This is a genomic window from Erythrobacter cryptus DSM 12079 (assembly GCF_000422985.1).
In the GTDB taxonomy this organism is placed as follows: domain Bacteria; phylum Pseudomonadota; class Alphaproteobacteria; order Sphingomonadales; family Sphingomonadaceae; genus Erythrobacter; species Erythrobacter cryptus.
On the sequence record NZ_AUHC01000001.1, the window covers coordinates 561,345 to 587,004 of the forward strand.

The following is a 25,660-nucleotide window of genomic DNA, read 5'->3' on the forward strand; positions in this document are numbered from 1 at the left end:
GAGCCATCGGCGGGCCTATTTCTTGTCGTCCTTGCGGAACTGGTCGTGGCAGCCCTTGCACGCCCCGCCCATGGCCATCGCCTGGGCGCCAACCGCGGCCTTGTCACCGCCGGGGGCCAGGCTGGCGAGCTTGGCGCTCTCACCAACCAGCTTGGTTGCGGCGGCCTTGAAGGCCTCGGGCTTTTCCCAGATCGTCGGCAGGGCCTCGGTCTTGAAACCATCGGCGGTGCTGGTGCCGGCGGGGAAATGGCCCTCGATCTTCATCGCCCGGGCGTTGATGTCGTTGGCGCTGGCGGCGATCAGGGCAAAATCGGGCGCGTCCTTCTCCAGCTCGCCGCGCACCGCCTTGAAGGCCTTGCCGATCGCCTCGAAATTTTCCTCGCGCTCCTTGACCACGGCGGCAAGATCCACCGGGGCGCCCGGCTCGGCGGCGGCGGCGGCCGCGGGGGTTTCCGCCGCCTCCGGCGCCCCGGCAGGGGTCTCGCTCGAACAGGCGGCAAGCGCGGCGGCGAGAGCCGCAGCAGCAACGAGGCGGGGGGCAGGGATGCGCGTCATCGTGGCTCTCCTCGATCAGAGCCGCGCGGCGACAGGGCTGCCCGCACGGCGCATGTCAGGCCCAAGACATGGCCCCTGCCCCACCGATTCGCCAAGCAAAAACGGGCGCAAAAACGGGCGCAAAAAGGGGCGCCCCGGCGAGGCGCCCCCTTGCTTGGCCGCTCACGGCGCGGACGTACGCAGCGGCAATCAGCTCTCGCGCCCGACGGGGCTGCGGCTGGCCTCGGCCAAGAGGGCATTGCGATCCTGCTCGACCAGCGCAAGCATCGCCGCGTGGAAGCGGTCACGCTGCGCGGCCACCAGCTGGTCGATCGCCTTGGCCGAATTGCGGCACCAGCCCGGGGTCGAGCCGCTCACCACGTCATCGGCCCGCATCGCGCGGCGGGTCTGAAGCGTTTCCCCCACCTTGGCGGTGCGTTCGAGATCGAGCGAGGCGCTCCACTGGCAACGCAGGGTGCTCTGCCGCCCCGGCGCGGCGGCGGTGCCGAGCTGGCGGGTTTCCACCTTGACGCTGCCCGCATAATCGGCGGTGATCGGCCCTTCGGGATGGGCGATCACCACCTCGTGTTCGAGCGCGGCGGCAGGGGCGGCGAGGCACAGAACGAGCCCCAGGACGGGCAAGCTAAGCTTGGTCATTGCTGTTTCTCCTGCATGTTCCGGCCTTGACTGGCCGGTAACGCCGCAGAGCCTAGCAAAGCGAATCGTGGATTCCAAGCTACAGGTGATGCAAATTTAACACATGCAAGCAAAACCTTGGCCATCTGCACGATCATGCAGATCGGCAGGTCAATAGCCCATCAGGCTCATCACTTCCTTGCGGCTGCGATCATCCTCGAGAAAGCAGCCGAGGATGCGGCTGGTGATCATCCCCACCCCCGGGGTCTTGACCCCGCGCCCGGTCATGCAGCCGTGCTGCGCCTCGATCACCACCGCCACGCCGTGGGGCTCGAGATTGTCCCAGATGCACTGCGCCACCTCGGCGGTGAGGCGCTCCTGGATCTGCAGGCGCCGGGCATAGCCGTGCAGCACCCGGGCGAGCTTCGATATGCCCACCACCTTGCTCTTGGGCAGATAGGCGATCGCCGCCTTGCCGATGATCGGGGCCATGTGGTGCTCGCAATGCGACTGGAAGGGGATGTCCTTGAGCAGCACGATCTCGTCATAGCCGCCAACCTCGGTGAACTGGCGGGTGAGGTGCATGGCCGGATCCTCGCGATAGCCCTCGCAATATTCGAGCCACGCGCGCCCGACCCGCTTGGGGGTGTCGCGCAGGCCCTCGCGCGAAGGATCATCGCCCGCCCATTCGATCAGTGTGCGGATCGCCGCCTGCACATGCTCGGGCACTTCGGGCTTGCCCAGCGGGTTTTCGGGATCGAAGGCATCATCGTGATCATGGGCGGAAACATAGTTCATGGCCTTGGGTCTTTCTTCGCTCATCGGCTCGTGCTGAGCCCCTCTTTCAAGTCGATCCCGCAGGGGTTGAAACCGCCGAGCGGCCAAGCCGTTCCGCCCGCGCGGCCTGGCCTGCCGCCGGGCGCCATGCGCGCCCCCACCTGCTTGCATATGGGGGCGCATGGGCGCATGTCACCCCCCTTGACGCTCAAGCAAAGGGGATGAAACCGCGTGCGCGAGCCTGACAGTGCCGAATTTGCCAACGCAGCGCGCGCGGTGCTGGCGAGCCTGCCGCGCGCGCTGCGCGTCCCGCTTGCCGAGGTGGTGATCCGGGTCGAGGAATTTGCCACCCCCGAACAGCTCGCCGCGGTGGGGCTCCAGGATCGCTGGGAGCTGACCGGGCTGTATGAAGGCGTGGCGCTGACCGAGCGCTCGCAATGGGATGCCGAAAGCCTGCCGCCGGTGATCACCCTGTTCCGCCAGCCGCTGCTCGCCGAAATGCGCGAGACGGGCGTGAGCTTTGCCGCGCTGGTGCGCCACGTGGTGATCCACGAGGCGGGGCACCATTTCGGCTTTTCCGACGATGATATGGCAGCGCTGGAGGACGCGGCCGGGGATTGAGGTACGCGGCGAATCTGCTCACGCGCGCGTCACGATCCCCAACAAAAAACCGGCCCCGAAGGACCGGTTTTTGTTGGCGCACCCGAAAGGATTACTCCGCCGCTGCGCGGCTTCGTCATCTCCGGCGGCCTTGCCGCCTGCGATTCCGAACGGGTCCGAACCTGTGATGATCCCCCAACAAAAAACCGGCCCCGCAGGAGCCGGTTTTTTGTTGGCGCACCCGAAAGGATTCGAACCTCTGACCCCCAGATTCGTAGTCTGGTGCTCTATCCAGCTGAGCTACGGGTGCGCGCTGAGCGGCGCCCTTTAGGCACCTCGCCTTGGCTTGGCAAGACCCATGTCGCCAGCGCATGCGCTTTTTGCGAGGAGGCTTGCAGCGAGCACGACATCGAGCGGCGGCTTGGGCAGGCCGCGCGCCTCGTCGGGCGTGAACCAGCCGATCGCCCCACCCTCGCGCGCGGCAGGCTCGCCCTGCCAGGCGCTGACACTGTAAAGCAGGACGACGATTCCCGCCTGCCCATCTGCGGCAGAGCCTTCGGCAAAGGCCGCCGGCACACAATCGCCTGCATCAACCAGGATGCCGAGTTCCTCGGCCAGCTCGCGCACTAGCGATTCTGCAGGCATTTCATGGGCTTCAACCTTGCCGCCGGGAAATTCCCACAGCCCCGCATGGGCCTTGCCGGGCGGTCTTTGGTGCATCAGCCAGCGCCCATCGGCGCGCTGCAAGGCCCCGGCCACCACGGTGATGAAGCCCGGCGGGCTTGTCGGATTTTTTTCCATGCCCAAGCGCTTTCTCAACCTTTCCTTAACCCGCCTGCCCGATTCTCAGGCCGTCAGGAAGCAGGAGACAGGGGGAACTCCCGATGGTGCCGCGTTTCATCAGAGATCTGAGCGACGACACTTCGGGCGCGACCGCGATCGAATACAGCCTGATCGCCGCTCTCATTGCTATCGCCATTGTCGGTTCGGTCACCGGTTTTGCCGGCGAGGCCTACGAATTGTGGGGAAGCATTGATAGCGACGTCGATGACGCGATCGGCAGTGGTCCCACAACGCCGCCACCGGATTAGGGATTTCTCAAGAGTTGCCGATTAAATCGCTACATTGTCGGATCGCCAGGGGGTGATCGGCACGGGTACGAAGACCAAACCAGGAGACTACGCATGACCTTCTTCAAGAATCTGCTCCGCGACGAACAGGGCGCCACCGCCATCGAATACGGCCTCATCGCCGCGCTGATCGCGGTCGCCGCGATCACCGCCATGACCGCCGTGGGTGGCGAAATTTCGGACACCTTCAACACCGTCGACTCGAAGCTCGACACCGCCAACAAGACCACCACGCCGGCCGCCGACTAAGCCGCGCGCGTAGTGGCGCAAGACGAATGGCGGGGCCCCACGGCCCCGCCATTTTCGTTTGTGCGCAGCCCCCGGCACCTCGCAGCCGGAGACCAGCACCTTCAGCGGGCGCGCACCACCAGCTTGACCTTCTGCCCCGGCACCACTTCCTCGCGGGCCGAAAGCCCGTTGAGCACCCGGAAGCGTTCCTCCTGCGCGTCCGCATAGGCCATCTGCCGCGCCAGGCTGGCCACGCTGTCCCCGCGCGCCACCGTCACCACCCGGATCTGCCGCGGCACCACGCCTGCCGCCTCGCGCTCGCCGATGCGGCGCATCGATCGATACATGCCCGCAAACACCCCCGCGCGCCCCGCCGGGGCGATGGTGGCGAAGTGATAGGCCCTGTCGCGCGCGAATTCATAGGCGAACACCGTCACGTCCACCGGGCTGCGCCCGCTCATCACCCGCGCGCTGCCATAGGCCGCGGGCAGGCCGTTCACCGTGGTGCGCACCACCTCGCTCGGCGCAAGGCGGCTGTTCTGCCCGCCGAGCGCGGCAAAGGCCGCGCGCACATAGGCATCGAGATCGCCGTTATAGGGCGCAAGCGTCAGCTGCCCCTGCCCGCCCTGGCCCTGGATGCTCACCGCGCGGGTGCCGTTGACCATGTAGAAGCCCTGGGGTGCGGTGAAGGCAAAGCGCAGCTCGGGATGGATGAAGGCGCTGCCCTCGATCAGCCCCTGGGCGGGATCGTCGCCATAGAGCAGCCCGTCGATGCGGGAAAGGAAGGTGTCGCGGTTGGTCACCCCGCCGCTTCCCGCCGCATTGGCCTTGGCCAGCGCCCCCTGCACCCGGCTCGCCGGATCGGGGTGGGTCGAGGCCCATTCGGGCACGCTGGCATTGCGCCCGGCGAGCCGCGCATCGAGCGCGTTCTGCGCCGCGAGGCTGGCGAGCACCGTTGCCATCGCCCGCCGGTCATAGCCGGCCTTGCCGAGATACTGGATGCCGAGATTGTCCGCCTCCAGCTCCTGCTTGCGCGAGAACCTCAGCGTCAAAAGCTGCGAGCCCTGGAGGAAGGTGCGCGCCAGCGTGTCGCCCACCCCCGAATTGCCGAGCAGCAGCGAGGAGCCGATCGCCCCAAGCAGGCCGAGAATCGAATTGCGCTGCGCGGCCTGCTGGCGGCGCTGGCTGTGGCGCGCGGCGACATGGCCCACCTCGTGCCCCAGCACCGCGGCAAGCTCGGCCTCGTTGTTCATCAGCGTCACCAGCTGGCGGGTGGTGTAGATATAGCCGCCCGGCACGGCGAAGGCATTGTGCACCGAGGAATTGAGCAGGCTGACGGTGAAGCTCTCGCGCGCATTGCCGAGGCCCGATTGCACCGCGATGCCCTTGCCCACCTGTTCGACATAGGCCGCCTGCGGCCCGCTCATCGCCCCGCCGAATTCGGCGAGAAGCTGGGGGTGATATTGCGCCCCCTGCTGGGCTTCGGCCGGGGTGATCGGGCTCGAGGCAGAAGGGATCTGCCCGCCGCTCGCCCCGGTGCAGGCGATAAGGACGAGCGGGGCGGCCCCTGCCGCCAGTGCGATGCGTGCGATGCGTGCCATGCCAGAGCCTCCCAAGCGCCTTGCTGCCTTCTCGCCTTACCGCTTACCGGCAAAGCGCGCGCGGGCAAAGGCTTGGCAGGGGCTGGCTTAACCGCCGATGGCCAGAAACCGTGCCTCGCGCTGGGCCACCAGCTGTTCTGGGCCGAGGCCGGCAAGGCCATCAAGCTCCTCGGCGATCGCCATGCCGAGCGTGCGCGCGCAGGCGGCAGGATCGCGGTGCGCCCCGCCCACCGGCTCCTTCACGATCCGATCGATGACGCCAAGGCGCTTTAAGTCCTGCGCCGTCACCTTCATCGCCTGGGCTGCCTCGGCTGCCTTTTCTGCCGTGCGCCACAGGATCGAGGCGCAGCCTTCCGGGCTGATCACCGAATAGACCGCATGTTCGAGCATCAGCACCCGGTTGGCGCTCGCCAGCGCCACCGCCCCGCCCGATCCGCCCTCGCCCACGATCACCGCCACCATCGGCACGCCGAGCGCGAGGCAGGCCTCGGTCGAGCGGGCGATGGCCTCGGCCTGGCCGCGTTCCTCGGCCTCGATCCCCGGAAAGGCGCCCGAAGTATCGACGAGGGTGACGACGGGCAGGCCGAATCGGCTGGCCAGCTCCATCAGCCGCACCGCCTTGCGATAGCCTTCGGGCTTGCCCATGCCGAAATTGTGGCGGATGCGGCTGTGGGTGTCGTGGCCCTTCTCGTGCCCGATCAGCATCACCCGCCGCCCGCCCAGCCGGGCAAGGCCGCCAAGGATCGCCTGGTCATCGCCATAGCACCGATCACCCCCCAGCGGCATGAAGCCGGCAAAGGTGTGCGCGAGAAAATCGCGGAAATGCGGGCGCTGCGGATGGCGCGCCACCTGGGTCTTCTGCCAGGGGGTTAGCGAGGCATAGGTGCTCGCCAAGAGGTCAGCCGCCTTGGCCTCGAGCCGGGCGATCTCGCTCGCCACGTCGACATCATGCAGCGCATTGACGCTGCGCAGCTGGGCGATGCGCTCCTCGAGCTGGGCGATGGGCTTTTCAAAGTCGAGCGTGGCAACCATGGCGCGGCGCTAGTCCGATGCCGCGCGGCTTGCAAGCGGGTGACGGGTGTTGACCAGCGCCACCAGCCGCGCCGCATCGACATGGGTGTAGATCTGCGTGGTGGCGATATCGGCATGGCCGAGCAGCATCTGCACCGCGCGCAGATCGGCCCCGCCCTCGAGCAGGTGGGTGGCAAAGGCGTGGCGCAGCACGTGCGGGCTGATGCGCGCCGGATCGAGCCCGGCGCGCGCCGCAAGCGCGCGCAGCAGCTGGAACAGGCGCACCCGGCTGAGATGCCCGGCGCCGCGCGCGGCGGGAAAGAGATGGCGCGAGGGGCTGGTCGCGGGCCGCAGCGCGCGCCAGCGGGCAAGCGCGGCGCGCGCGCGGCTGCCGAGCGGCACCATCCGGCTCGTGCCCCCCTTGCCGGTGACGGTGAGGAAAGGCGCATCGCGCGGCGCGGCGGCGAGCGGCAGGCTCACCACCTCGCTCGCCCTGAGGCCCGAGCCATAGAGCAGCTCAACGAGCGCCAGCAATCGCACCGCAGCAGGATCGTCGCCGGCGGCCTCGGCCTCGGCCTGCGCAAACAGCGCGGCGATGGCCTCGTGGCCGAGCAGGCGCGGCAAGGGGCGGCGCAGGCGCGGCCGTGGCAGCGCGCCCGAAGGATCGTCGCGCCGCCAGCCCTCATCGCACGCAAAGGCGAAGAATTGCCTGAGCGCCGAGGCCTTGCGCGCCACACTCGAAGGGGCAAGGCCGGCCCAGACTTCGGCAAGGCGCGCAACCGCCGCCCGATCCGCCGCGGCAAGATCGCCGATCGCCTCCTCGGCCTGGGCAAGATCGCGCGCATAGGCGGCGAGCGTGTTGGGGGCAGCGCCGCGCTCGGCGGCGAGCATGGCGAGAAACGCCTCGGCGGCGGGAGACATCAGCCCCGCGCCACCGCCTCGGCGGCGATCATCCGCGCCTCGGCCTCGAGCCCCGTGGCCTTGAGCGCGGCGGTGATGTGGTAGAGATGGAGCGGGGTCATCGCCTCCCAGCTCGCCCCCTGCATCCCCAGCCCGGCAAGCAGCGCCACCAGCGCCGGATTGCCGACCTCGGCCGCGCGCGCGATGGTGCGGCTCCAGCGGGTCTGGCGGGCAAGATCAAAGCCCAGCTGATCGGCCAGCGCCGCGGCATCGCCCGCGCTCAGCCGTCCCAGCCCGGCAAGGCCCGCCACCAAGAAGGCCGATTTGCGCGCATCGGTGCTCTCGTCATTGCCGATGAAACTGGCGACCGCGCCCTCGCTCACTTCGCCGCCAGCGGGTGCGGCGAGCGCAATCAGCGCCCAGCCGAGCGAGCCTTCCTCCACCACCCCGCGCCAGGCCAGCGCATCGCGGTCAAGCCCGGCGGCGAGCATCGCGGCGATGAGATCGCCGGCCACCGCCCGGTGCGCGGCATCGGCAGGGATGCGCGCGGCGGCATAGGCGGTGAGCACCTTGGCGCCATAGCCATCGCCCCCGCCCAGCGCCTCCCCGGCAGCCCACAACCGCTCCATCGCGGCGATGCGAGCGGCCGGATCGGTGGCAAGATAGGCCTCGCGCAGCGCCGCGGCATGCGCCTGCGGATCGCCGCTCGCCGCTGGATCGGCGTGGATCTCGGCATAGAGATCGACCATGGCATCGGCCGAGAGGATCCCCTCGCGCGCCGCGCGCCCGGCATAGGCCGCGCGCTGCTGCGCCGTCAGCATCGGCAGAACGGCCCCGGCGCGGGCATAATAGGCCCCGCCGCGCGAGGTGAGAGCGCGCGCGATCAGCGGCTCGGGCACCGGCTCGCCCAGCGCGCTTGCCAGCCCGAAGCGCCAGGGGTTGAGCTCGTCCACCCCCTGCCACGCGATCTCGACGGCGCGCTGGCCGCGCCCGGCGGCCCCGGCAAAGCGCCGCGCCAGGAGCACGTCGATCCGCGGCGCCAGCCCGCGCCCGAGCGCCCGGTCAAGCTGGGTGGCGGCGAGCGCGCTTTCCCCGGCATAGGCATTGCAGATCGCCTGCCACAGCTGCCAGGTGGCATCCTCGCGCGCCGAACCCTGGAGCCGCACCGCGGGGCAGGCCCCGGTGATGTCGCCGCTGGCGAGGTAGGCGGTCAGCGCCTCCTCGGTGAGCGCGCCCGACCAGTTGGCGGTGTCGATATCCTGCGCCACCGCCCGGGCGAGCGCGAATTCGCCGAGGCGATTGAGCAGGCCGAGGCGCAGCGCGGCAAACTCGACCGGATCCATCCCGATCGGCGCGGCGAGCCGGCTGGCGAGCGCGCGGCGCAAAAGGATATGGCCCCAGCGCGAGACCAGCGGGCCGCGGGTGCCGGCCAAGGCGGCGCGCACCAGCGCCTGCGGCTGGTTGAGCAGCGCCACCGGGGGCAGGCCGCCCTCCTCCACCGCCAGCACGCCCACGCGGGTGAGCGCGCGCTGGGCGCCGGGGGGAATGTCGCTCTTGGGCTTGAGCCCGAGCAGCCGGTCAAGCTCCTCGCTCGACATGCGCTCAAGCTCCTCGATGCTCGGCAGGCGGGCAAGTTCGTCGCGGGTGAGGCTGGGCAGCGGCGGCAGGCTTGCCGGATCGGGCGCGGGGGCAGCCGGGGCAAGACCGGGGCCGCTCGGCAGGGCAGGCGCGGAGCTGGTGGGTGCCGGGCGGGCAGGCTGCCCCGCGCTTTGGCTGGGGGCCGGGCGCGGCGCCGGCGAGGGCGCGGGGGCGGGATCGTCAAACCCCGGGGGCAGCAGCGATTCGGGCTTCTGCTGGGCCGAGGCCAGCCCCGCCAGCCCCAGCGCCAGCAGGCTTGCCGCCAGCGCCAGCCGGGTGACCGCGCGCCTCATGGCCGCGCCCCGGGCAGGGCCACCGGCTCGGCGATCGGCCGCAGCGCCCGTTCACCCCCGTCGAGCCAGGCCAGCCCCAGCACCAGCATGATCGCCGCTGCCGCCAGCAGCACCACCCGCCACCGCCGCGCCGGGCGGGCACGCGCAACGGGGGACGAGGCCGCCAGTGGGCCGGGCCGAGGTCTCAGCTTTGCCATATTGCGCGTGCCCTAGCCCATCTATAGGCCATGCGGCAATGACCGCCTCGCCCGCCCTTGCCGACCGTGCCGCCATTGCCGCGATCGCCGCGCGCATCACCCGCCCGGTGGTGCTGGTGGGGCTGATGGGGGTGGGCAAATCCACTGTCGGGCGCAAGCTTGCCGCAATGCTCGGACGCGATTTCGTCGATGCCGACGAGGCGATTGTCGAGGCCGCGCAGCTTTCGATCCCGGAAATTTTCGAGACCTTTGGTGAGGCCTATTTCCGCGATGGCGAGCGGCGCGTGATCGCCCGGCTGATCGAGGAAGGCCACGGGGTGATCGCCACCGGCGGGGGTGCCTTCGTCGATCCGGCCACCCGCGCGCTGGTGCTGGAGAAGGGCATCGCGGTGTGGATCGATTGCGACATCGAAACTCTGGTCGAGCGCACCGCAAGGCGCGGTAACCGCCCGCTGCTCAAGACCGGCAACCCGCGCGACATCCTCACCCGGCTGGCGCATGAGCGCACCCCCTTCTATCAGCAGGCCCCCATCCGCGTGGAGAGCAAGAACGGCCCCCATGCCGAAACCGCCCGCGCGATCATCGAGGCGATTGGTCAATGGCTGTGATTCGCGTGGCGCTGGCCGGGCGCGCTTATGACGTGGTGATCGAACAAGGGGTGCTGGCGCGTCTGGCCGAAGCGGCCGCGCCTTTCCTGCACAGCTATCAGCCGGGCCGCGCCGTGCCGGTGGTGGCCGATCGCACCGTCCAGGCGCTTCACGGCGATGCGCTCGCGGCGAGCCTTGCCGCGGCGGGGCTTGAAGCGGCCTGGTTCGTGGTCGAACCGGGTGAGGCGGCCAAGAGCTGGGCCGTGCTCGAAAAGTTGTGCGACTGGCTGCTCGGGCTTGGCGTCACCCGCAAGGATCACGTGCTCGCGCTCGGCGGCGGGGTGGTGGGAGATCTCGTCGGCTTTGCCGCGGCGATCCTCAAGCGTGGGGTGGGCTTCATCCAGCTGCCCACCACCCTGCTCGCCCAGGTCGATTCCTCGGTCGGGGGCAAGACCGCGATCAACACCGCCGCGGGCAAGAACCTGATCGGCGCCTTCCACCAGCCTGCGCTGGTGCTGATTGACCCCGCCGTGCTCGCCAGCCTGCCCGATCGCGAGATGCGTGCGGGCTATGCCGAGGTGTTGAAATACGGCCTGCTGGGCGATGCGACTTTCTTCGCCTGGCTCGAGGCCCATGGCAGCGAGGTGCTCGCGCGCGATGGGCAAGCGCTCGAACATGCCATTGCCACCAGCGTGGCAATGAAGGCGCGGATCGTGGCGGCGGACGAGCGCGAGACCGCCGATCTGCGCGCGCTGCTCAACCTCGGCCACACCTTCGGCCATGCGCTCGAGGCCGAGACCGGCTTTTCCGATTGCCTGCTCCATGGCGAGGCGGTGGCGCTCGGCATGGTGCTGGCGGCGCGCTATTCGGCCCGGCGCGGCGCGCTCGGCGCTGCCGATGCCGCGCGGGTGGCGCGCGCGGTTGCCGGTGCGGGCCTTCCGGCCGAGCTTGGCGCGCTTGGCCTTTCCTGCAAAGCCGCGGCGCTGATCGCCCACATGCGCCACGACAAGAAGGCCGAAGGCGCCACCCTGCCCTTCGTGCTGCTGCGCCGGCTGGGCGAGGCCCACGTGGCGCGCGACGTTGATCTTGAGGATCTTGCCGCCTTTCTCGATGCCGAGCTGGAGGGCGCCAGCGCATGACCCGTTTCATCGACCTGTCGATCCCGATCACCAATGAGGTGATCTCCGATCCTGAAGTGATGCGCCCGCGCATCACCTACATGACGCATGAGAGCACCTGGCAGCAGATCGCCATGTTCTTCCCCGGCCTTGCGCGCGAAGACCTGCCCGATGGCGAAGGCTGGGCGGTGGAGATGGTCGAACTGTCCACCCACAACGGCACCCATATGGATGCGCCGTGGCATTACCATTCGACCACCGATGGCGGCACCCGCCCTGCCCCCAGCATCGACGAGGCCCCGCTCGACCGCTTCTTTCGCCCGGGGGTGAAGCTCGATTTCTCGCACCTGCCCCACGGCCATGTGGTGAGCGCCGCCGAGGTCGAGGCCGAGCTGGCGCGGATCGGTTACACCCTGCAACCGCTCGATATCGTGCTGGTGCAATCGGGCGCTCTTTATGGCACCGCGAACTTCACCGATCAGGGCGTCGGCCTTGGCGCCGAGGCGACCTTGTGGCTGACCGAGCGCGGGATCGAGGTGGTGGGCACCGATGCCTGGAGCTGGGACGCGCCCTTCAGCCACACCGCAAGGCGCTGGGCCGAGACGCGCGATCCATCGATCATTTGGGAAGGCCACAAGGCTGGGCGCATCCGCCCCTATTACCAGATCGAAAAGCTCACCAACCTGGCTGCGCTGCCGCCCCACGGCTTCATGGTCAGCTGCTTTCCGGTCAAGATCGAACGTGCCAGCGCAGGGTGGATCCGCGCGGTGGCGCTGATCGAGGATTAGGCGCTTCCGCCCGCCGGTCGGGTGGGCAGCTTGGCGATCTTGTTCATCGGCTCTTGCGCCGCGCGCGCCGCCTTCATCGCCGCCTCTTCCTCCAGCATGGCATCATGCTCGGCGAACAGGCGTTCGATCTCGGCGCGCTTTTCGAGCAGCATGTAGGCAATCCCCGGCGCCAGGCTCTCGCCCTCGCCGATCTGCCCCAACAGGCCGGCAAGATCGCTGACCGTCGCCTCGCGCGCGGTCTTGAAGAAATGCCCCTTGCGGTCGAAAAAACCGGTTCCGGTGTGTGCCATGATCAAATCCCCTGCGCAGATTCAATCAGCGAGCGCAGACCATACTGCGACTCGGCACTGTAAATGTCTCATGAGAGGAGCAAGTTAGCCAAATGCCACCCGCTTCTCCCGCGAAGGATATCAACCGATTGGCGCAATTTTACAACGCCGCGGCAAGATTGTTTCAGAAAAGAGGCGCGATCTTGCCACCTGAAGCAAGCGATTGACATGGCGGGCGCACGCCGCCCGCACCCTGTCAAGCGGCGCGGGCAGCACGGCGAGCCGCGCGCGGCGCTATTCCAGCTCGAGGATCACCGCATCGACCGCCAGGCTCTCGCCCTCGGCGGCGTTGATCTTCGCGATTCTACCTTCCTTTTCGGCGCGCAGGATGTTCTCCATCTTCATCGCCTCGACCGTGGCGAGCGGCTGGCCGGGCTGGACGTGATCGCCCTCGGCCACGTGCAGCTTCACCAGCATCCCCGGCATCGGGCAGATCAGCAGGCGCGACAGATCGGGCGGGGCCTTTTCCAGCATCAGCGATTCGTGCCGGGCCAGACGCAGCGGCAGAACCAGCGACGTGTGCGCTGCCCCGCGGGTTGTCACCTTCCACTGGTTGCCGGTTCGCTCGACGATCAGGCCGAGCCGGTGCTCCGGCCCGTTGCCAACGCGGCCGACGGCCCCGGCCTGCACCATGCCGGGCAGCCAGTTGCAGGTGCCTTCGACCCGCACACCGTCAACCATCGCGTGGCCATCACCCAGCGTGACCTCGAAGCGTTCGTCACCCAGTTTGACCAACCATTCGGCGGTGACCGGCAGCGGTCCGTCAAGCTGGCCGGAAATCCGGCGCGCACGCGCCTGCAGGGTGAACTCGTTGCCCGCACACACCGCCGCCAGAATACGCTTCATGTCGTCGCTGGTGGCTGCGCCGTGAAAGCCTTCGGGATATTCCTCGGCGATGAAACCGGTGGTCAGTTCGCCCGAGCGGAAGCGCGGGTGCTGCATGATCGCGCTGAGGAAATCGACATTGTGGCCCAATCCCTTGATGCGGAAATTGTCGAGCGCCTCGATCTGCAAGTCCGCCGCCTCGTCGCGGGTCGGGGCCCAGGTGATCAGCTTGGCGATCATCGGATCGTAGAAGCGCGAAACCTCGCCGCCCTCATAGACGCCGTCATCAACGCGCACCCCGCCCGGCCCGCGCGCCACCCCGCGCCGCGGCTTGCCGGCAACCTCGGAATCCGCGCTCCAGCCCGGCACCGGCGGGACATAGTGCACCAGCCGGCCCGTGCTCGGCAGGAAGCCGCGATAGGGATCCTCGGCATAGACGCGGTTCTCGATCGCCCAGCCATCGATGGTGATGTCCTCCTGGGTGAAGGCGAGCTTCTCGCCCGCCGCCACGCGGATCATCTGTTCCACAAGGTCGATGCCGGTGATCGCTTCGGTGACGGGGTGCTCCACCTGAAGCCGGGTGTTCATCTCGAGGAAGTAGAAGCTCTCGCCCGTGGGATCGGCGCCCGAGACGATGAGTTCGACCGTGCCGGCGCTGTAATAGTCCACGGCGCGCGCCAGGGCGACGCATTGCTCGCCCATGGCCTTGCGCATCTTCGGGGTGACGAAGGGCGACGGGGCTTCCTCCACCACCTTCTGGTGGCGGCGCTGGATCGAGCATTCGCGCTCGTTGAGATAGACGATGTTGCCGTGCTGGTCGCCGAGGATCTGGATCTCGATGTGGCGCGGGTTCTCGATGAACTTCTCGATGAACACCCGGTCATCGCCAAAGGAGTTGAGGCCCTCGCGCCGGACGCTGTCGAAGCCCTCGCGCACCTCGGCCTCGCTGAAGGCCAGGCGCATCCCCTTGCCCCCGCCCCCGGCGCTTGCCTTCATCATCACCGGATAGCCGATCTCGCTGGCGATGCGCACGGCGTGCTCGGTATCGGCGATCTCGCCGACAAAGCCGGGGACGACATTGACCCCCGCCTGCTTGGCGAGCTTCTTCGACTCGATCTTGTCGCCCATCGCCGCGATCGCGCCCACCGGCGGGCCGATGAAGGTGATGTTCTCGGCCGCGAGCGCCTCGGCAAAGGCGGTGCGCTCGGACAGGAAGCCATAGCCCGGGTGCACCGCCTCGGCCCCGGACTGTCTGGCTGCGGCGATGATCTTGTCGATCACCAGATAGCTTTCGGCCGCCGGCGAAGGGCCGATATGCACCGCTTCATCTGCCATCTTGACGAAAGGCGCACGGGCATCGGCATCGGAATAGACCGCCACGGTCTTGATGCCCATGGCCCTTGCGGTGGTGATGACCCGGCAGGCGATCTCGCCGCGATTGGCGATGAGGATCTTGGAGAACAAGCGCGTGACCTCTCTCTCACAGGTAGGCGTGTTGTCGCCGCGGCTATGCCGGGGGATTGGCCCAGAGGCAAGCTAGCGGATTTGCGGCTTCATTCGGGGCTTGCGGCCAGCTCCTTGAGCTGCTGGGTGCGCTGTTCGGTAAGCGCGCGCTTGCAGAAGGACACCAGCATCGGCTCCATGCTGCCGCCGCGGGCGGTGTAGCCATCGATGCGGCAATGGGCATCGCGAAAGGCGAGCCAGGCGCGCTGGGCCTCGCGCAGGCTTTCAAACCAGCCGGGGCGGGAGTCGCCTGCGTCACGATAGGGGGCATAGGCTTCATCGCGCGCCTTCATCACCGCGACGGTGATCTGCCACTGCGCGTTGAGCTTGCGGTCGGCGATCACGAAGTCGCGCTGAGGTGGTGCCGGTTTTCTGGACAGGATGCTAAGCTAATCCCGACCTGATGGAATTGGTGCGGGAATGAAGACGACGAGGAAGCGCTACAGCGCGGATTTTAAGGCGAAGGTGGCACTGGAGGCGATCCGTGGCGACCTGACGCTGGCGGAGCTGGCAGCCAAGCATGGCGTTCACCACACGATGATCGCATCATGGAAACGTCAGGCCATCGACGGGATGGCGGGCACGTTCTCCGGTGCTGGCGATGCGGTCAGAGCGGCCAGCGAGAGCGAGGTGGAAAGGTTGCACGCCAAGATCGGGCAACTGGTGGTGGAGCGGGATTTTTTAGCGAAAGCCTTCGGTCGATGAGCGTGGACCGGAGGCGGGCGATGGTCGAACCTGCTCACCGTCGCCTGTCGATCTCGGCGCAGTGCCGCTTGCTCTCGATCAGCCGTTCATCGTTTTACTACACGCCAGTGCCGGAGACGGACGAGACGCTGGCGCTGATGACGGTGATCGACGCGACGTTCCTGGACTGCCCGTGGTATGGCAGTCGCCAGATGTCGCGGCACCTGCGTCGTGCAGGCCATGAGGTTGGCCGCCGTCGGGCGCGGCGGCTCATGGCGAAGATGGGCCTGACACCGATCTACCAGCGGCCGCGCACCAGCGATCCGCACCCGCAGCACCGGGTTTATCCGTATCTGCTGCGCAAGCTGACGGTCGAGCGACCCAATCACGTCTGGTGTGCCGATGTGACATACATCCCCATGCGGCGCGGCTTCCTCTATCTGGTGGCGATCATGGACTGGGCGACCCGCAAGGTGCTCGCCTGGCGGCTGTCCACCACCATGGACGCCGGCTTCTGCGTCGCGGCGCTGGAGGAGGCGCTGGCCCGATACGGCAAGCCCGAGATCTTCAACACCGACCAGGGCAGCCAGTTCACTTCGCAGGCCTTCACCACGGTGCTGCGCGAGGCCGAGGTCCGCATCAGCATGGACGGCCGGGGTCGGTGGATGGACAACGTCTTCATCGAGCGGCTCTGGCGATCCCTGAAATACGAGTGCGTCTACCTCCATGCCTTCGAGACCGGCTCTGAGTTACGGGCTGGTCTTGGCCGGTGGATCACCTATTACAACACCCAACGTCCGCACTCAGGCTTGGCCGGGAGAACCCCGGCAGAGGCCTATAGGCGGATCGGGCAATCAGATCATGGGGGGCATGCCCCCCATGATCTGATGACCAAAATGGCGGCATGAACAACAACCGGGATTAGCTTAACTCAGCCGCCAAACTGTCCAAGAAGGCGGGACCACTTCACGCTGCGCGCATTGGTTCATCAGCTGCTGCACGCCCATCTCGGCGGCCTTCTCGTCGCATTCAGGCAGGGGTTCGGCGGCCTGCAGCAGCAGCGGGAAGACGAGCGCGGGCATCATGCGGCGATCCTTTCGGCATATGCGATGAGGCTTTGCGCATAGGCGGGTGCGCCGCGGCGCGCGTCCTCGCCGCCGAGGAGGGTTTCGACCGCTCCGGCCAGCCTTGCGACATTGGCGGGGGAAAGCCGCCCCAGCGGTTCGACATAAATGCCGATGGTAAAGAGGATCGCGCCGGTCTCGGGCAGGCGGCGCAGGGTCTGGCGTTCGGAGCGCACGAACAGGGTCTCGCCCGCGTTGTCGCGCGTGACATGGGCAAAGGCTTGCGCTGCCGGGCCCTCGGCGAGCCAGCGGCGCTGGCCGGTGGGGGCGATGAACCAGTTGCAGCGCCCGTAGATGGCGCCGGGGCGCAGGGTTTCCATGAAGCGGTCGACCCCGGTGGCGAGCTGCTCCTCGTAACCTGCGATGGGCGCATGGAGTGCGCGCAGGGGCAGGCCGATCTTTTGCGCAGGCTGCCAGTCGGAGGGCCATGCGACCGCCGCGCCGATCAGCCGATAGACATCCTCGCCCGCGCGTTTCGTCAGCAGGCAGAGGTCTTCGTGAACGGCAAGCGCCGCTTCGGGCAGGCCCCCTGTGACCCCGAGCATCGCTGCCAGCTCGCGGCCCGGTGCCTCGACCTCGGCGGTCAATTGCACGCCTTGCGGCCACTCGGCAAACCCCGCCGCCCGCGCCGCCAAATCGGGCGCGCTCTGGAGCCATTCGCGCTCCTCCAGCTTGACCAGTCCCATCCTGAGCTGCCCGCCCCCGCGCGCCTTGGGGAGCAGGGTGTCGACCGAAAAGCCGAGGCTCATCGGGGCCTAATTCGTTCGTGCTGAGCTTGTCGAAGCACTGTCCTTCTTCCTTTTAGGCGAGACACTGAAAGAAAAACAGCCGTAGGGCAACGCCCAGCTTCGCTTCCGACAAGCTCAGGGCGAACGGAGGGATGGGTCACTCCCCCCGCTTGTCGCAGCGCAAGGTGAAGCCGAATTCGTCGAGGTCATCGACACCCGTCGGCAACAAATATTGCAGCGCTTCGGGCAGCAGACCGTGCAGCGCGGTGGCATGGCGAAGCTCGGTGCGGCGGTCGGAGAAGCAATAGGGCTGGCCCGCGGGCAGCGCCTCCAGCAGACGCATCATCCCGCTCTCGGTCGCCCCGCCCTCGTCGGCGAGGCTGAGGTATATCGGGGGGCGGGTGCCGGGGCCAAGCGGTTTGCGGCTCAGCACCTCGAAATCCCATTGCAGGCTGGGGCTGATCGCGGCGTAGCCGGTGAACGTCTGCGGCGCGCTCAGCCACGTCTCGACCACAAAATGCCCCGCCGCGCTCTCGCCGACGAGGAACGCGGTACCATCATGGCGATAGCGCGCCTCGATCATCGGCTTGACGGTCTGCGCGATCCACGCGCGAAAGGCCGCACTTTCGCCCGCGCTGGGCCAGCGCTTGCGTTCGGCCGCGTCTGTGGTGGCGGGCAGCAATTCGCGCTGGCGGTCGCGCGTTTCGATGCCGACGATGATCGCGTCCCGCGAGCGCCCCCACAGCGCCCCCCAGCGCATCAGGCCCGCGCCCATCAGCAGGTCCTGCTTTAGCGCCCCGTCAAGCAGATAGACCACCGGCCAGCGCCTGTCCGGCTCGGCGGCATAATCGGGCGGCAGGATGATGTTGACCTGCCGCTCCGCATCCAGCGCGTTGAGCATCACGGTCTCGCCGATAGTTAGCGGCTGGGGCTGCGGCGTGGCGGTCGGCTGGGCCAATGCCGGAACCACGGCTGCACAGACCAGAAGCGATGCGAGACACAGCCTCACAGGTTGGCCCTTCGCCCGCGATACCACGCCTTGAAGGCTGCGCCGTACCAGCCAATCAGCGCCGACAACACGAGCGCGCCAATCAGGCCCAGCAGCTTCGTCGAAAGCGGTTCATCAGAGAACCACAGGACCAGCCAAACCAGCCCGATGATCGTGGTGAGGATCTTCTGGAAATTGTTGAAGAGAAACCGGCCAAGCATCACTCAGCCCCCGCCACCGCCGCCTTGCACGCCCGCGCGGGCTCCTCGCCTTTCAGCGCGGTGAGACCCAGCTTCGCAAACAGTGCGCCGTCCTTGTCGTCGCCCGCATTGGGGGCGGTGAGCAGCTTGTCGCCGGTGAAGATGCTGTTCGCGCCGGCAAGGAAGCACAGCGCCTGTGTCGCCTCCGACATCGATTCGCGCCCGGCCGAGAGACGCACCATCGAACGCGGCATGGTGATCCGCGCCACCGCCACGGTGCGGACGAACTCGATATCATCGATCCTGGCGAGCGGCGTATCGGCGAGCATGTCACCCAGCACCGTGCCCTTGATCGGCACCAGCGCGTTGATCGGCACGCTTTCCGGGTGCTGCGGCAGGGTGGCGAGGGTGTGGATGAAGCCCACCCGGTCCGCGCGCGTCTCGCCCATGCCGACGATCCCGCCGCTGCACACATTGATCCCCGCCTTGCGGACGTGTTCGAGCGTATCCAGACGGCACTGGAAATCGCGCGTGGAGATCACCCGCTCGTAATATTCGGGCGAGGTGTCGATATTGTGGTTGTAATAGTCGAGCCCGGCTTCGGCCAGCATCTCGGCCTGCTGCGGCGTGAGCATCCCCAGCGTCATGCAGGTTTCAAGCCCCATGGCGGAGACGCCCTTCACGATCTCCACGATCGCGGGCATGTCGCGGTCCTTGGGATTGCGCCAGGCCGCGCCCATGCAGAAGCGCTGGCTGCCGGCATCCTTGGCCTCGGCAGCCTTTTGCAGCACGGATTGCACATCCATCAGCTTGGTGGCCGCAACGCCGCTGTCGGCGTGGACGGACTGCGAACAATAGCCGCAATCCTCGGGGCACCCGCCGGTCTTGATCGAGAGCAGGGTGCACAGCTGCACCTCGGTCGGCGGATGGAAGCGGCGGTGGACGCGCGCGGCCTCGAACACCAGTTCGGTGAAGGGCAGATCGAACAGCGCGGCGATCTCGTCGCGGGTCCAGTCGGTGCGGGGGTGGGTCATTGCTTCTTTTCTCTGAAAATGATGGTGATCGCCAAGGTTGTGGTCGCAATCAACGACAATAGGGCGCCCCCCAAAATCGGCCATTCTAGCGCTGGCTGATGGCGGGTTAGAGCGACACCGAACCAGATGGCCAGAATGTGAAGATAGATGATCGTCGGGATTGCGACCGCAATGAAAAGAAATCGAACACACAGCCTCATTGGGGCGCAGGTGCTCCTCGAAGCAGCCCTTCTGTGCTGAGGTCTTCATCGATCTCCGGCCAGTGGATGCCGTAGCCCGCCCCCGCCTTCTCCCAATGCGCACGTTGCTCGGGCGTTGCATGGAGCAGCCTCGGATACCAAGCGAGCGGCACGGCAATCGTCCGCCCGTCCATCAGATCGACGATCAGGCTGGCCTCATCGAAGCGCACGTCGAGCACGCGCTCGTCGGTCACCTTAGCCGAAAAATTCATGCCATGCCTCCGTTAGCGCCGCTTGGTGTTCGGCTACCATCGCCACAATGCCATTGATCTCGTGCGCGCGAAAGCCCCGGCTTCGGGCGACTTCCAGGCTGCCGAGCCAGACCTTAATTGTCGCCTCGCCCCTGTCGATGTGGATATGCGGCGGCTCGTTGGGTTCGTGGCTGTAGAAGTAGAACCGAAACGCGCCGATCCGCATGACCGTCGGCATTGCTACTCCGCCGCCTCGTCCAGCCCCTTTCCGTCCATGTCTCCGGGCGGCGGCATGTTGTGGCCGAGCAGCACGAGAATATCCGCTGCGCATTCCACCACATTGCTGCCCGGACCATAGATCCCCTGGACCCCGGCTTCGCGCAGGAAATCATAGTCCTGCGGGGGGATGACGCCGCCTGCCGTCACCTTGATGTCGCCGCGGCCCGCCTCGCGCAGCAGGCGGATCAGTTCGGGGATCAGGGTCTTGTGGCCCGCGGCAAGGCTGGAGGCGCCGACCACATCGACATCATGTTCGAGCGCCATGGCGCAGGTTTCCGCCGGGGTCTGGAACAGCGGGCCGGAGATGACCTCGAAACCCATGTCGGAAAAGGCGCTGGCGATGACGTTGGCGCCGCGATCGTGCCCGTCCTGGCCCATCTTGGCGATCATGATACGGGGCTTGCGGCCGAGGCGACGGCCCACGGCCTCCACCCCTTCCACCACCTGCGCCCAGCGCCGGTCGAATGCATAGGCGCTGGCATAGACGCCCTTGACCGGTGCGGGCGCGGTCTCGTGGCGACCGAACACCTCCTCCATCGCCGCGGAGATTTCGCCCAGCGTGGCATCGGCCCGCGCGCATTCCACCGCGAGGGCAAGCAGATTGGCGCCGCTCCTGCAGCCCTCGGTGAGCGCGGCCAGCGCGGCGCGGCAGGCGGCCTCGTCGCGGCTGGCGCGCACCTGCTGGATGCGGGCGATCTGCCCGGCGCGCACCTTCTGGTTGTCAACCTCGAGCGTCTCGATCGGGTCTTCGGCTTCCTTGCGATACTTGTTGACCCCGACGATCACCGTCTCGCCCTTGTCCACCCGGGTCTGCTTTTCCGCCGCGGCGCGCTCGATCGCAGCCTTGGGCGCGCCCGAGGCGACGAAGGCGGTCATCCCGCCTGCGGCATCGACCTCCTCGATCAGCTTCCAGGCCTCATCCACCAGCGTCTGGGTGAGCGCCTCGACATAGTGCGAGCCGCCGAGCGGATCGACGACGTTGCAGATGCCGGTTTCCTCCTGCAGCACCAGCTGGGTGTTGCGGGCGATGCGGGCGGAAAAATCAGTGGGCAGCGCGATCGCCTCATCAAGCGCATTGGTGTGGAGCGACTGGGTGCCGCCCAGCACCGCGGCGAGCGCCTCGATGGTGGTGCGGATGACGTTGTTGTAAGGGTCCTGCTCTTGCAAGCTCACGCCGCTGGTCTGGCAATGCGTACGCAGCATCTTCGAGCGTTCGTCCTTCGCCCCCAGCCCGTCCATCACCCGCCACCACAGCGTGCGCGCGGCGCGCAGCTTGGCCACTTCCATGAAGAAGTTCATGCCGATGCCGAAGAAGAAGCTGAGCCGCCCGGCGAACTTGTCGATATCGAGGCCGGCGGCCATCGCCCGCTGCACATATTCCTTGCCGTCGGCGATGGTATAGGCCAGCTCCTGCACCGCGGTCGCCCCGGCCTCGTGCATGTGATAGCCCGAGATCGAAATGCTGTTGAACTTGGGCATGTTGGCCGAGGTGTAGGCGATGATGTCCGAAACGATCCGCATCGAAGGCTCGGGCGGGTAGATATAGGTGTTGCGGACCATGAACTCCTTCAGAATGTCGTTCTGGATGGTGCCGTCGAGCTTGTCCTGGCTCACCCCCTGGCGTTCGGCCGCGACGATGAAGAAGGCGAGCACAGGGATCACCGCGCCGTTCATCGTCATCGAGACCGACATGGAATCCAAGGGGATCTGATCGAACAGGATTTCCATGTCGGCGACAGTATCGATCGCCACCCCCGCCTTGCCGACATCGCCCACCACGCGCGGGTGATCAGAATCGTAGCCGCGGTGGGTGGCAAGATCGAAGGCGACCGAAAGGCCCTTCTGCCCGGCGGCAAGGTTGCGGCGGTAGAAGGCGTTCGATTCCTCGGCGGTGGAAAAGCCCGCATATTGCCGGATGGTCCAGGGCCGGCCCGCATACATCGAGGCCTTCACCCCCCGGGTGAAGGGGGCAAAGCCGGGCAGGCCCGGATCAAAGCCGGCGTGATCCTGTGCGGTGTAGAGCGGCTTGATGGCAAAGCCTTCAGGCGTGTGCCAAGTGAGGTCGCGGCCTTTGACTTCCTTGTCGGCAAGGGCCTTCCAGTCGGAGAGGGTGGGTTTGTCGGTCATCTCGGTGCCTGCATTGTCACCCCTGCAAAGGCGAGGGTCGAGCTTTTTCGGGTAACACGTGGGAGAGCGCGCGTGATCCCCGCCTGCGCAGGGATGCCTCGCGCCTTCACGCGCCCTTGAACACGGGCTTGCGCTTTTCGAGGAAGGCCATGCCGCCCTCGCGCGCATCGGCGCTGGCGCCGCACACGCGCTGGCCTTCGGCCTCGGCGAGCAGCACCATCTGGAGGTTCTGATCGAGCGCGATGGCGATGTTGCGCTTCATCTGGGCATAGGCAATCGTCGGGCCGTTGGCGAGCTTCTCCGCGAGCGCGCGGGCCTCGGCCATCAGGTCGGCATCCTCGACGCACTTGTAGATGAGGCCCCATTCCTCGGCCTGCTGAGCGGAGATGCGCTCACCCAGCATCATCATGCGGGTGGCGCGCGCCCGGCCGATGGCGCGGGTCAGGAGCCAGGTCGATCCGCCATCGGGCACAAGACCGATATTGACGAAGGCCTGGAGGAAATAGGCAGAGCGTGCGGCAATGGTGAAATCAGCAGCCAAAGCGAGTGAACAACCCACCCCCGCCGCCGGGCCGTTGACCGCGCAGATCACCGGCACGCTCGCGCGGATCAGCTGGCTGATCGCCGGGTTGTAATGGTTGATGAGCGCCTCGTGGCTGCCGCCCTTGCCGCCCAGCGCCGAGCCGCCCCCGCGCGCGGCAAGGTCTGCGCCCGAGCAGAAGCCCTTGCCCTCGCCCGTGATCAGCACCGCGCGCGCATCGCCCAGGTCATAGAAGGCCTGGCCCAGCTCGTCGGCCATCTGCGGCGGCATGGCATTGAGGCGCTCGGGCCGGTTCAGGGTGATGGTGACGAGCGGGCCTTCGCGCTCCACGCGGATGGTTTCGTAGGACATTTCTCTCTCCCCGGGGTTCAATTCGACCAATGCGCGCCCTCGCGCGGCGTCTCCATGATCTCGGTAAGCACGCCGCCCATGTCCTTGGGATGGACGAAAAAGATAGGCGTGCCATGCGCGCCGATGCGGGTAGGGCCAAGGATGCGCTTGCCGAGCGCCTCGAAATGGGTGCGCGCCTCGGCGATGTCGGGCACCTCGAAGCAGACATGGTGCTGCCCGCCCTGGGGGTTCTTGGCGAGGAAGCCGGCGAGCGTGGAGTTTTCCCCCAGCGGCTCGATCAGCTCGATCTGCGTGCCGTTCATCGCGCCCTCCGCGCCAGGCGTGTCGACGAAGCAGACCTTCACCCCTTGTTCAGGCAGGTCAAAGGGCTGGTGGATTTTCGTTGCGCCCATCACGTCGCGGTAGAAGGCGATCGAGTCCGCGATGGAGGGCGTGGCGATGCCGATGTGGTTGAGACGGCCGAGTTTCATTGGATGGGATCTCCGTGCATGAATATTCCGCTGTAATTCATCAGCGCAAACACCGCTGTCGTTTGAGGCAGCGCGATCAAGATGCCGAGCCTCATCACAGCGGGATATTGTCATGCTTCTTCCACGGGTTCTCCAACTGCTTCGTCCGCAGCTTGCGTAGCCCGAGCGCGATCCGGCGGCGGGTCGAGTGGGGGTGGATCACCTCGTCGATATAGCCGCGGCTCGCCGCCACGAAGGGGTTGGCGAAGCGGTCTTCGTATTCCTTCGTGCGCTCGGCGATCTTGGCGGGATCGTCCTTTTCGGAGCGGAAGATGATCTCCACCGCGCCTTTGGCGCCCATCACCGCGATCTCGGCGGTGGGCCAGGCGTAGTTCAAATCACCCCTCAGGTGCTTCGATGCCATCACGTCATAGGCCCCGCCATAGGCCTTGCGGGTGATGACGGTGATCTTGGGCACGGTCGCCTCGGCATAGGCGAAGAGCAGCTTGGCGCCGTGCTTGATGATCCCGCCCAGTTCCTGCGCGGTGCCGGGGAGGAAGCCGGGGACGTCCACAAAGGTGATGATCGGAATCTCGAAGGCATCGCAGAAGCGCACGAAGCGCGCGGCCTTCTTGGAAGAATTGATGTCGAGCACGCCCGCGAGCACCATCGGCTGGTTCGCCACCACGCCCACGGTGCGGCCCTCGATCCGGCCAAAGCCGCAGATGATGTTGGCCGCATGCGCCGGCTGGATCTCGAAGAAATCGCCCTCGTCGAGCACCTTGGTGATGACCTCGTGCATGTCATAGGGCTGGTTGGCATTGTCGGGGATGAGCGTGTCGAGGCTCATCTCCAGCCGGTCCCACGGATCGCTGGTGGGGAGCAGCGGCACCTCGTCGCGGTTCGACAGCGGCAGGAAGTCGAAGAAGCGCCGGGTGGCGAGCAGCGCCTCGACATCGTTCTCGTAAGCCAAATCGGCAACGCTGGTCTTGGTGGTGTGGGTGATCGCCCCGCCCAGCTCCTCCTGCGTCACCACCTCGTTGGTGACGGTCTTGACCACATCGGGGCCGGTGACGAACATGTAGCTTGAATCCTTCACCATGAAGATGAAGTCGGTCATGGCGGGCGAATAGACCGCCCCGCCCGCGCACGGCCCCATGATGAGGCTGATCTGCGGCACCACGCCGCTGGCAAGCACATTGCGCTGGAACACCTCGGCATAGCCGCCGAGGCTCGCCACCCCCTCCTGGATGCGCGCTCCGCCCGAATCGTTGAGGCCGATCACCGGCGCGCCGACCTTCATCGCCATGTCCATGATCTTGCAAATCTTCTCGGCATGACGCTTGGACAGCGAGCCGCCGAAGACGGTGAAATCCTGGCTGAAGACGAACACCAGCCGCCCGTTGATGGTGCCGCTCCCCGTCACCACCCCATCGCCGGGGATCTTCTGCGCTTCCATGCCGAAATCGATGCAGTCGTGCTCGACATAAGTGTCGATCTCCTCGAAACTGCCCTCATCGAGCAGCACCTCGAGCCGTTCGCGAGCGGTGAGCTTGCCCTTGGCGTGCTGGGCGGCGATGCGCTTTTCCCCGCCGCCGAGGCGGGCAGCGGCACGGCGGCGTTCCATTTCGGCGATGTTGGCAGACAAGGCGGGCTTCCTCTCCTGAGCCGGTTTCGTCCCGCAACGCGTTGCCTTAGGCCGTAAACTCATAAACTGGCTTGCGTGGACGGCAAGTGATTGATTCAAGGTTCGGGAAAGGAGCCTTGGATATGCGCCGTCGTTTTGACCTGACAGATTTCGAGTGGTCGGTGATTGAGCCGTTGCTGCCGAACAAGAGCCGTGGCGTGCCTCGGGTGGATGATCGCCGGGTGATCAACGGGATATTGTGGCGGTTTCGCACCGGCAGCCCCTGGGCGGACATTCCCGAACGCTATGGGCCTTACACGACCTGTTACAACCGGTTCGTGCGCTGGCGCAAGGCGGGGGTATGGGATCGGCTTCTGGCGGCGGTTTCCCGGGCTTTCGACGG

At 67.1% G+C, this 25,660-nt stretch carries 31 protein-coding genes and 1 tRNA gene; 8 read left to right on the forward strand and 24 right to left on the reverse strand.

All coding sequences use genetic code 11. The features are described 5' to 3' along the window. Positions 1–15: 15 nt before the first annotated feature. From G524_RS14765 to folE, 3 genes are all read right to left on the reverse strand, one after another. A complete protein-coding gene (locus G524_RS14765) occupies positions 16–555 on the reverse strand; it encodes a c-type cytochrome (RefSeq protein ID WP_051220849.1) in 540 nt (179 codons plus the stop codon). Positions 556–744: 189 nt separating this feature from the next. Continuing rightward, the gene (locus G524_RS0102700; protein WP_027442328.1) at positions 745–1,191 is read right to left on the reverse strand and encodes a hypothetical protein; all 447 of its coding nucleotides are present in this window, start codon (positions 1,189–1,191) and stop codon (positions 745–747) included. A 150-nt stretch (positions 1,192–1,341) separates the two neighbouring features. After that, entirely contained in the window at positions 1,342–1,968 is a 627-nt protein-coding gene (gene folE / locus G524_RS0102705) for a GTP cyclohydrolase I FolE (RefSeq protein ID WP_027442329.1), read from the reverse strand. Positions 1,969–2,178: 210 nt separating this feature from the next. Here folE and G524_RS0102710 point away from each other — a divergent pair, with 210 nt between their 5' ends. Continuing rightward, complete coding sequence (locus G524_RS0102710; protein ID WP_027442330.1) at positions 2,179–2,568, forward strand: metallopeptidase family protein; 390 nt, start codon at positions 2,179–2,181, stop codon at positions 2,566–2,568. 212 nt (positions 2,569–2,780) lie between these two features. Here the strand turns inward: G524_RS0102710 and G524_RS0102715 are convergent. Together G524_RS0102715 and G524_RS14770 are read right to left on the reverse strand one after the other, a co-directional pair. Beyond that, positions 2,781–2,857 (reverse strand) — tRNA-Arg (locus tag G524_RS0102715). A 17-nt stretch (positions 2,858–2,874) separates the two neighbouring features. Next, complete coding sequence (locus tag G524_RS14770; protein ID WP_051220850.1) at positions 2,875–3,348, reverse strand: (deoxy)nucleoside triphosphate pyrophosphohydrolase; 474 nt, start codon at positions 3,346–3,348, stop codon at positions 2,875–2,877. Between the two features lie 83 nt (positions 3,349–3,431). On the opposite strand from G524_RS14770, the gene G524_RS14775 reads away from it, so the two are divergent. Further along, positions 3,432–3,638: a Flp family type IVb pilin gene (locus tag G524_RS14775; RefSeq protein WP_036857122.1), complete on the forward strand. Its 207-nt coding sequence runs from the start codon at positions 3,432–3,434 to the stop codon at positions 3,636–3,638. A 93-nt stretch (positions 3,639–3,731) separates the two neighbouring features. Beyond that, positions 3,732–3,926, forward strand: a complete 195-nt coding sequence (locus G524_RS0102730) for a Flp family type IVb pilin (RefSeq protein WP_027442331.1) — start codon at positions 3,732–3,734, stop codon at positions 3,924–3,926. A 101-nt stretch (positions 3,927–4,027) separates the two neighbouring features. On the opposite strand, the gene G524_RS0102735 is transcribed toward G524_RS0102730, so the two are convergent. The 5 genes from G524_RS0102735 to G524_RS16775 all read right to left on the reverse strand — a co-directional run bounded on the left by G524_RS0102735 (position 4,028) and on the right by G524_RS16775 (position 9,545). Next, the gene (locus G524_RS0102735) at positions 4,028–5,506 is read right to left on the reverse strand and encodes a M48 family metalloprotease (RefSeq protein WP_027442332.1); all 1,479 of its coding nucleotides are present in this window, start codon (positions 5,504–5,506) and stop codon (positions 4,028–4,030) included. Between the two features lie 87 nt (positions 5,507–5,593). After that, complete coding sequence (locus G524_RS0102740; RefSeq protein WP_027442333.1) at positions 5,594–6,538, reverse strand: acetyl-CoA carboxylase carboxyltransferase subunit alpha; 945 nt, start codon at positions 6,536–6,538, stop codon at positions 5,594–5,596. 9 nt (positions 6,539–6,547) lie between these two features. Further along, positions 6,548–7,438: a tyrosine recombinase gene (locus tag G524_RS0102745; RefSeq protein WP_027442334.1), complete on the reverse strand. Its 891-nt coding sequence runs from the start codon at positions 7,436–7,438 to the stop codon at positions 6,548–6,550. Beyond that, entirely contained in the window at positions 7,438–9,348 is a 1,911-nt protein-coding gene (locus tag G524_RS0102750; protein ID WP_027442335.1) for a hypothetical protein, read from the reverse strand. Before G524_RS0102750 ends, G524_RS0102745 begins: the two co-directional genes overlap by 1 nt. Continuing rightward, on the reverse strand, positions 9,345–9,545 hold the full coding sequence (locus G524_RS16775; RefSeq protein ID WP_156893980.1) for a hypothetical protein: 201 nt from the start codon (positions 9,543–9,545) through the stop codon (positions 9,345–9,347). Before G524_RS16775 ends, G524_RS0102750 begins: the two co-directional genes overlap by 4 nt. Positions 9,546–9,583: 38 nt before the next feature. Here G524_RS16775 and G524_RS0102760 point away from each other — a divergent pair, with 38 nt between their 5' ends. Genes G524_RS0102760 through G524_RS0102770 form a run of 3 tightly spaced genes read left to right on the forward strand, consistent with a single transcriptional unit; the run spans position 9,584 to position 12,038 of the window. Beyond that, positions 9,584–10,153 (forward strand): shikimate kinase, encoded by a 570-nt coding sequence (locus G524_RS0102760; RefSeq protein ID WP_027442336.1) that lies wholly within the window; start codon positions 9,584–9,586, stop codon positions 10,151–10,153. Further along, complete coding sequence (aroB, locus tag G524_RS0102765; protein ID WP_027442337.1) at positions 10,144–11,271, forward strand: 3-dehydroquinate synthase; 1,128 nt, start codon at positions 10,144–10,146, stop codon at positions 11,269–11,271. The genes G524_RS0102760 and aroB overlap by 10 nt, the downstream gene beginning before the upstream one ends. After that, positions 11,268–12,038, forward strand: coding sequence for a cyclase family protein (locus G524_RS0102770; protein ID WP_027442338.1), 771 nt, complete (start codon positions 11,268–11,270; stop codon positions 12,036–12,038). The genes aroB and G524_RS0102770 overlap by 4 nt, the downstream gene beginning before the upstream one ends. Here G524_RS0102770 and G524_RS0102775 read toward each other — a convergent pair. From G524_RS0102775 to G524_RS14780, 3 genes are all read right to left on the reverse strand, one after another. Beyond that, positions 12,035–12,328 carry a hypothetical protein gene (locus tag G524_RS0102775; RefSeq protein WP_036857124.1) on the reverse strand — a complete coding sequence of 98 codons (294 nt, stop codon included), beginning with the start codon at positions 12,326–12,328 and terminating at the stop codon, positions 12,035–12,037. The two genes, G524_RS0102770 and G524_RS0102775, sit on opposite strands and share 4 nt — an antisense overlap. A 273-nt stretch (positions 12,329–12,601) precedes the next feature. After that, a complete protein-coding gene (locus G524_RS0102780) occupies positions 12,602–14,656 on the reverse strand; it encodes an acetyl-CoA carboxylase biotin carboxylase subunit (protein WP_027442340.1) in 2,055 nt (684 codons plus the stop codon). A gap of 89 nt (positions 14,657–14,745) precedes the next feature. Beyond that, positions 14,746–15,039, reverse strand: coding sequence for a lysozyme inhibitor LprI family protein (locus G524_RS14780; protein WP_051220851.1), 294 nt, complete (start codon positions 15,037–15,039; stop codon positions 14,746–14,748). Positions 15,040–15,115: 76 nt separating this feature from the next. Between G524_RS14780 and G524_RS0102795 the strand changes: the two genes are divergently transcribed. Next, positions 15,116–16,287 (forward strand): IS3 family transposase gene (locus tag G524_RS0102795; RefSeq protein ID WP_156893981.1). Its coding sequence is split into 2 segments (ribosomal slippage): positions 15,116–15,380 and positions 15,380–16,287, totalling 1,173 coding nucleotides; the frame shifts between segments, so codons are not numbered across the junction. An 18-nt stretch (positions 16,288–16,305) separates the two neighbouring features. Here the strand turns inward: G524_RS0102795 and G524_RS16780 are convergent. The 11 genes from G524_RS16780 to G524_RS0102860 all read right to left on the reverse strand — a co-directional run bounded on the left by G524_RS16780 (position 16,306) and on the right by G524_RS0102860 (position 25,278). Then, complete coding sequence (locus G524_RS16780) at positions 16,306–16,464, reverse strand: hypothetical protein (protein WP_156893982.1); 159 nt, start codon at positions 16,462–16,464, stop codon at positions 16,306–16,308. Further along, the gene (locus tag G524_RS0102805; protein WP_027442343.1) at positions 16,461–17,252 is read right to left on the reverse strand and encodes a heme-dependent oxidative N-demethylase family protein; all 792 of its coding nucleotides are present in this window, start codon (positions 17,250–17,252) and stop codon (positions 16,461–16,463) included. Before G524_RS0102805 ends, G524_RS16780 begins: the two co-directional genes overlap by 4 nt. Before the next feature lie 136 nt (positions 17,253–17,388). After that, entirely contained in the window at positions 17,389–18,189 is an 801-nt protein-coding gene (locus tag G524_RS0102810; protein WP_245561269.1) for an alpha/beta hydrolase, read from the reverse strand. 47 nt (positions 18,190–18,236) lie between these two features. Next, positions 18,237–18,443 (reverse strand): hypothetical protein, encoded by a 207-nt coding sequence (locus tag G524_RS0102815; RefSeq protein ID WP_156893983.1) that lies wholly within the window; start codon positions 18,441–18,443, stop codon positions 18,237–18,239. Next, positions 18,440–19,453, reverse strand: coding sequence for a biotin synthase BioB (gene bioB, locus G524_RS0102820; RefSeq protein ID WP_027442346.1), 1,014 nt, complete (start codon positions 19,451–19,453; stop codon positions 18,440–18,442). The genes G524_RS0102815 and bioB overlap by 4 nt, the downstream gene beginning before the upstream one ends. Positions 19,454–19,649: 196 nt before the next feature. After that, the gene (locus G524_RS0102830) at positions 19,650–19,904 is read right to left on the reverse strand and encodes a DUF2442 domain-containing protein (RefSeq protein WP_027442348.1); all 255 of its coding nucleotides are present in this window, start codon (positions 19,902–19,904) and stop codon (positions 19,650–19,652) included. After that, the gene (locus tag G524_RS0102835; protein ID WP_027442349.1) at positions 19,888–20,121 is read right to left on the reverse strand and encodes a DUF4160 domain-containing protein; all 234 of its coding nucleotides are present in this window, start codon (positions 20,119–20,121) and stop codon (positions 19,888–19,890) included. Before G524_RS0102835 ends, G524_RS0102830 begins: the two co-directional genes overlap by 17 nt. A 2-nt stretch (positions 20,122–20,123) precedes the next feature. Next, complete coding sequence (gene scpA, locus G524_RS0102840; RefSeq protein WP_027442350.1) at positions 20,124–22,289, reverse strand: methylmalonyl-CoA mutase; 2,166 nt, start codon at positions 22,287–22,289, stop codon at positions 20,124–20,126. A gap of 106 nt (positions 22,290–22,395) precedes the next feature. After that, positions 22,396–23,181, reverse strand: coding sequence for an enoyl-CoA hydratase-related protein (locus tag G524_RS0102845; RefSeq protein ID WP_027442351.1), 786 nt, complete (start codon positions 23,179–23,181; stop codon positions 22,396–22,398). A gap of 17 nt (positions 23,182–23,198) precedes the next feature. Continuing rightward, positions 23,199–23,651: a methylmalonyl-CoA epimerase gene (gene mce / locus G524_RS0102850; protein WP_027442352.1), complete on the reverse strand. Its 453-nt coding sequence runs from the start codon at positions 23,649–23,651 to the stop codon at positions 23,199–23,201. A 94-nt stretch (positions 23,652–23,745) separates the two neighbouring features. Beyond that, a complete protein-coding gene (locus tag G524_RS0102860; protein ID WP_027442353.1) occupies positions 23,746–25,278 on the reverse strand; it encodes an acyl-CoA carboxylase subunit beta in 1,533 nt (510 codons plus the stop codon). Positions 25,279–25,400: 122 nt separating this feature from the next. Here G524_RS0102860 and G524_RS16495 point away from each other — a divergent pair. Beyond that, the coding region (locus G524_RS16495; RefSeq protein ID WP_156893984.1) for an IS5 family transposase at positions 25,401–25,660 on the forward strand (260 nt) is incomplete at its 3' end.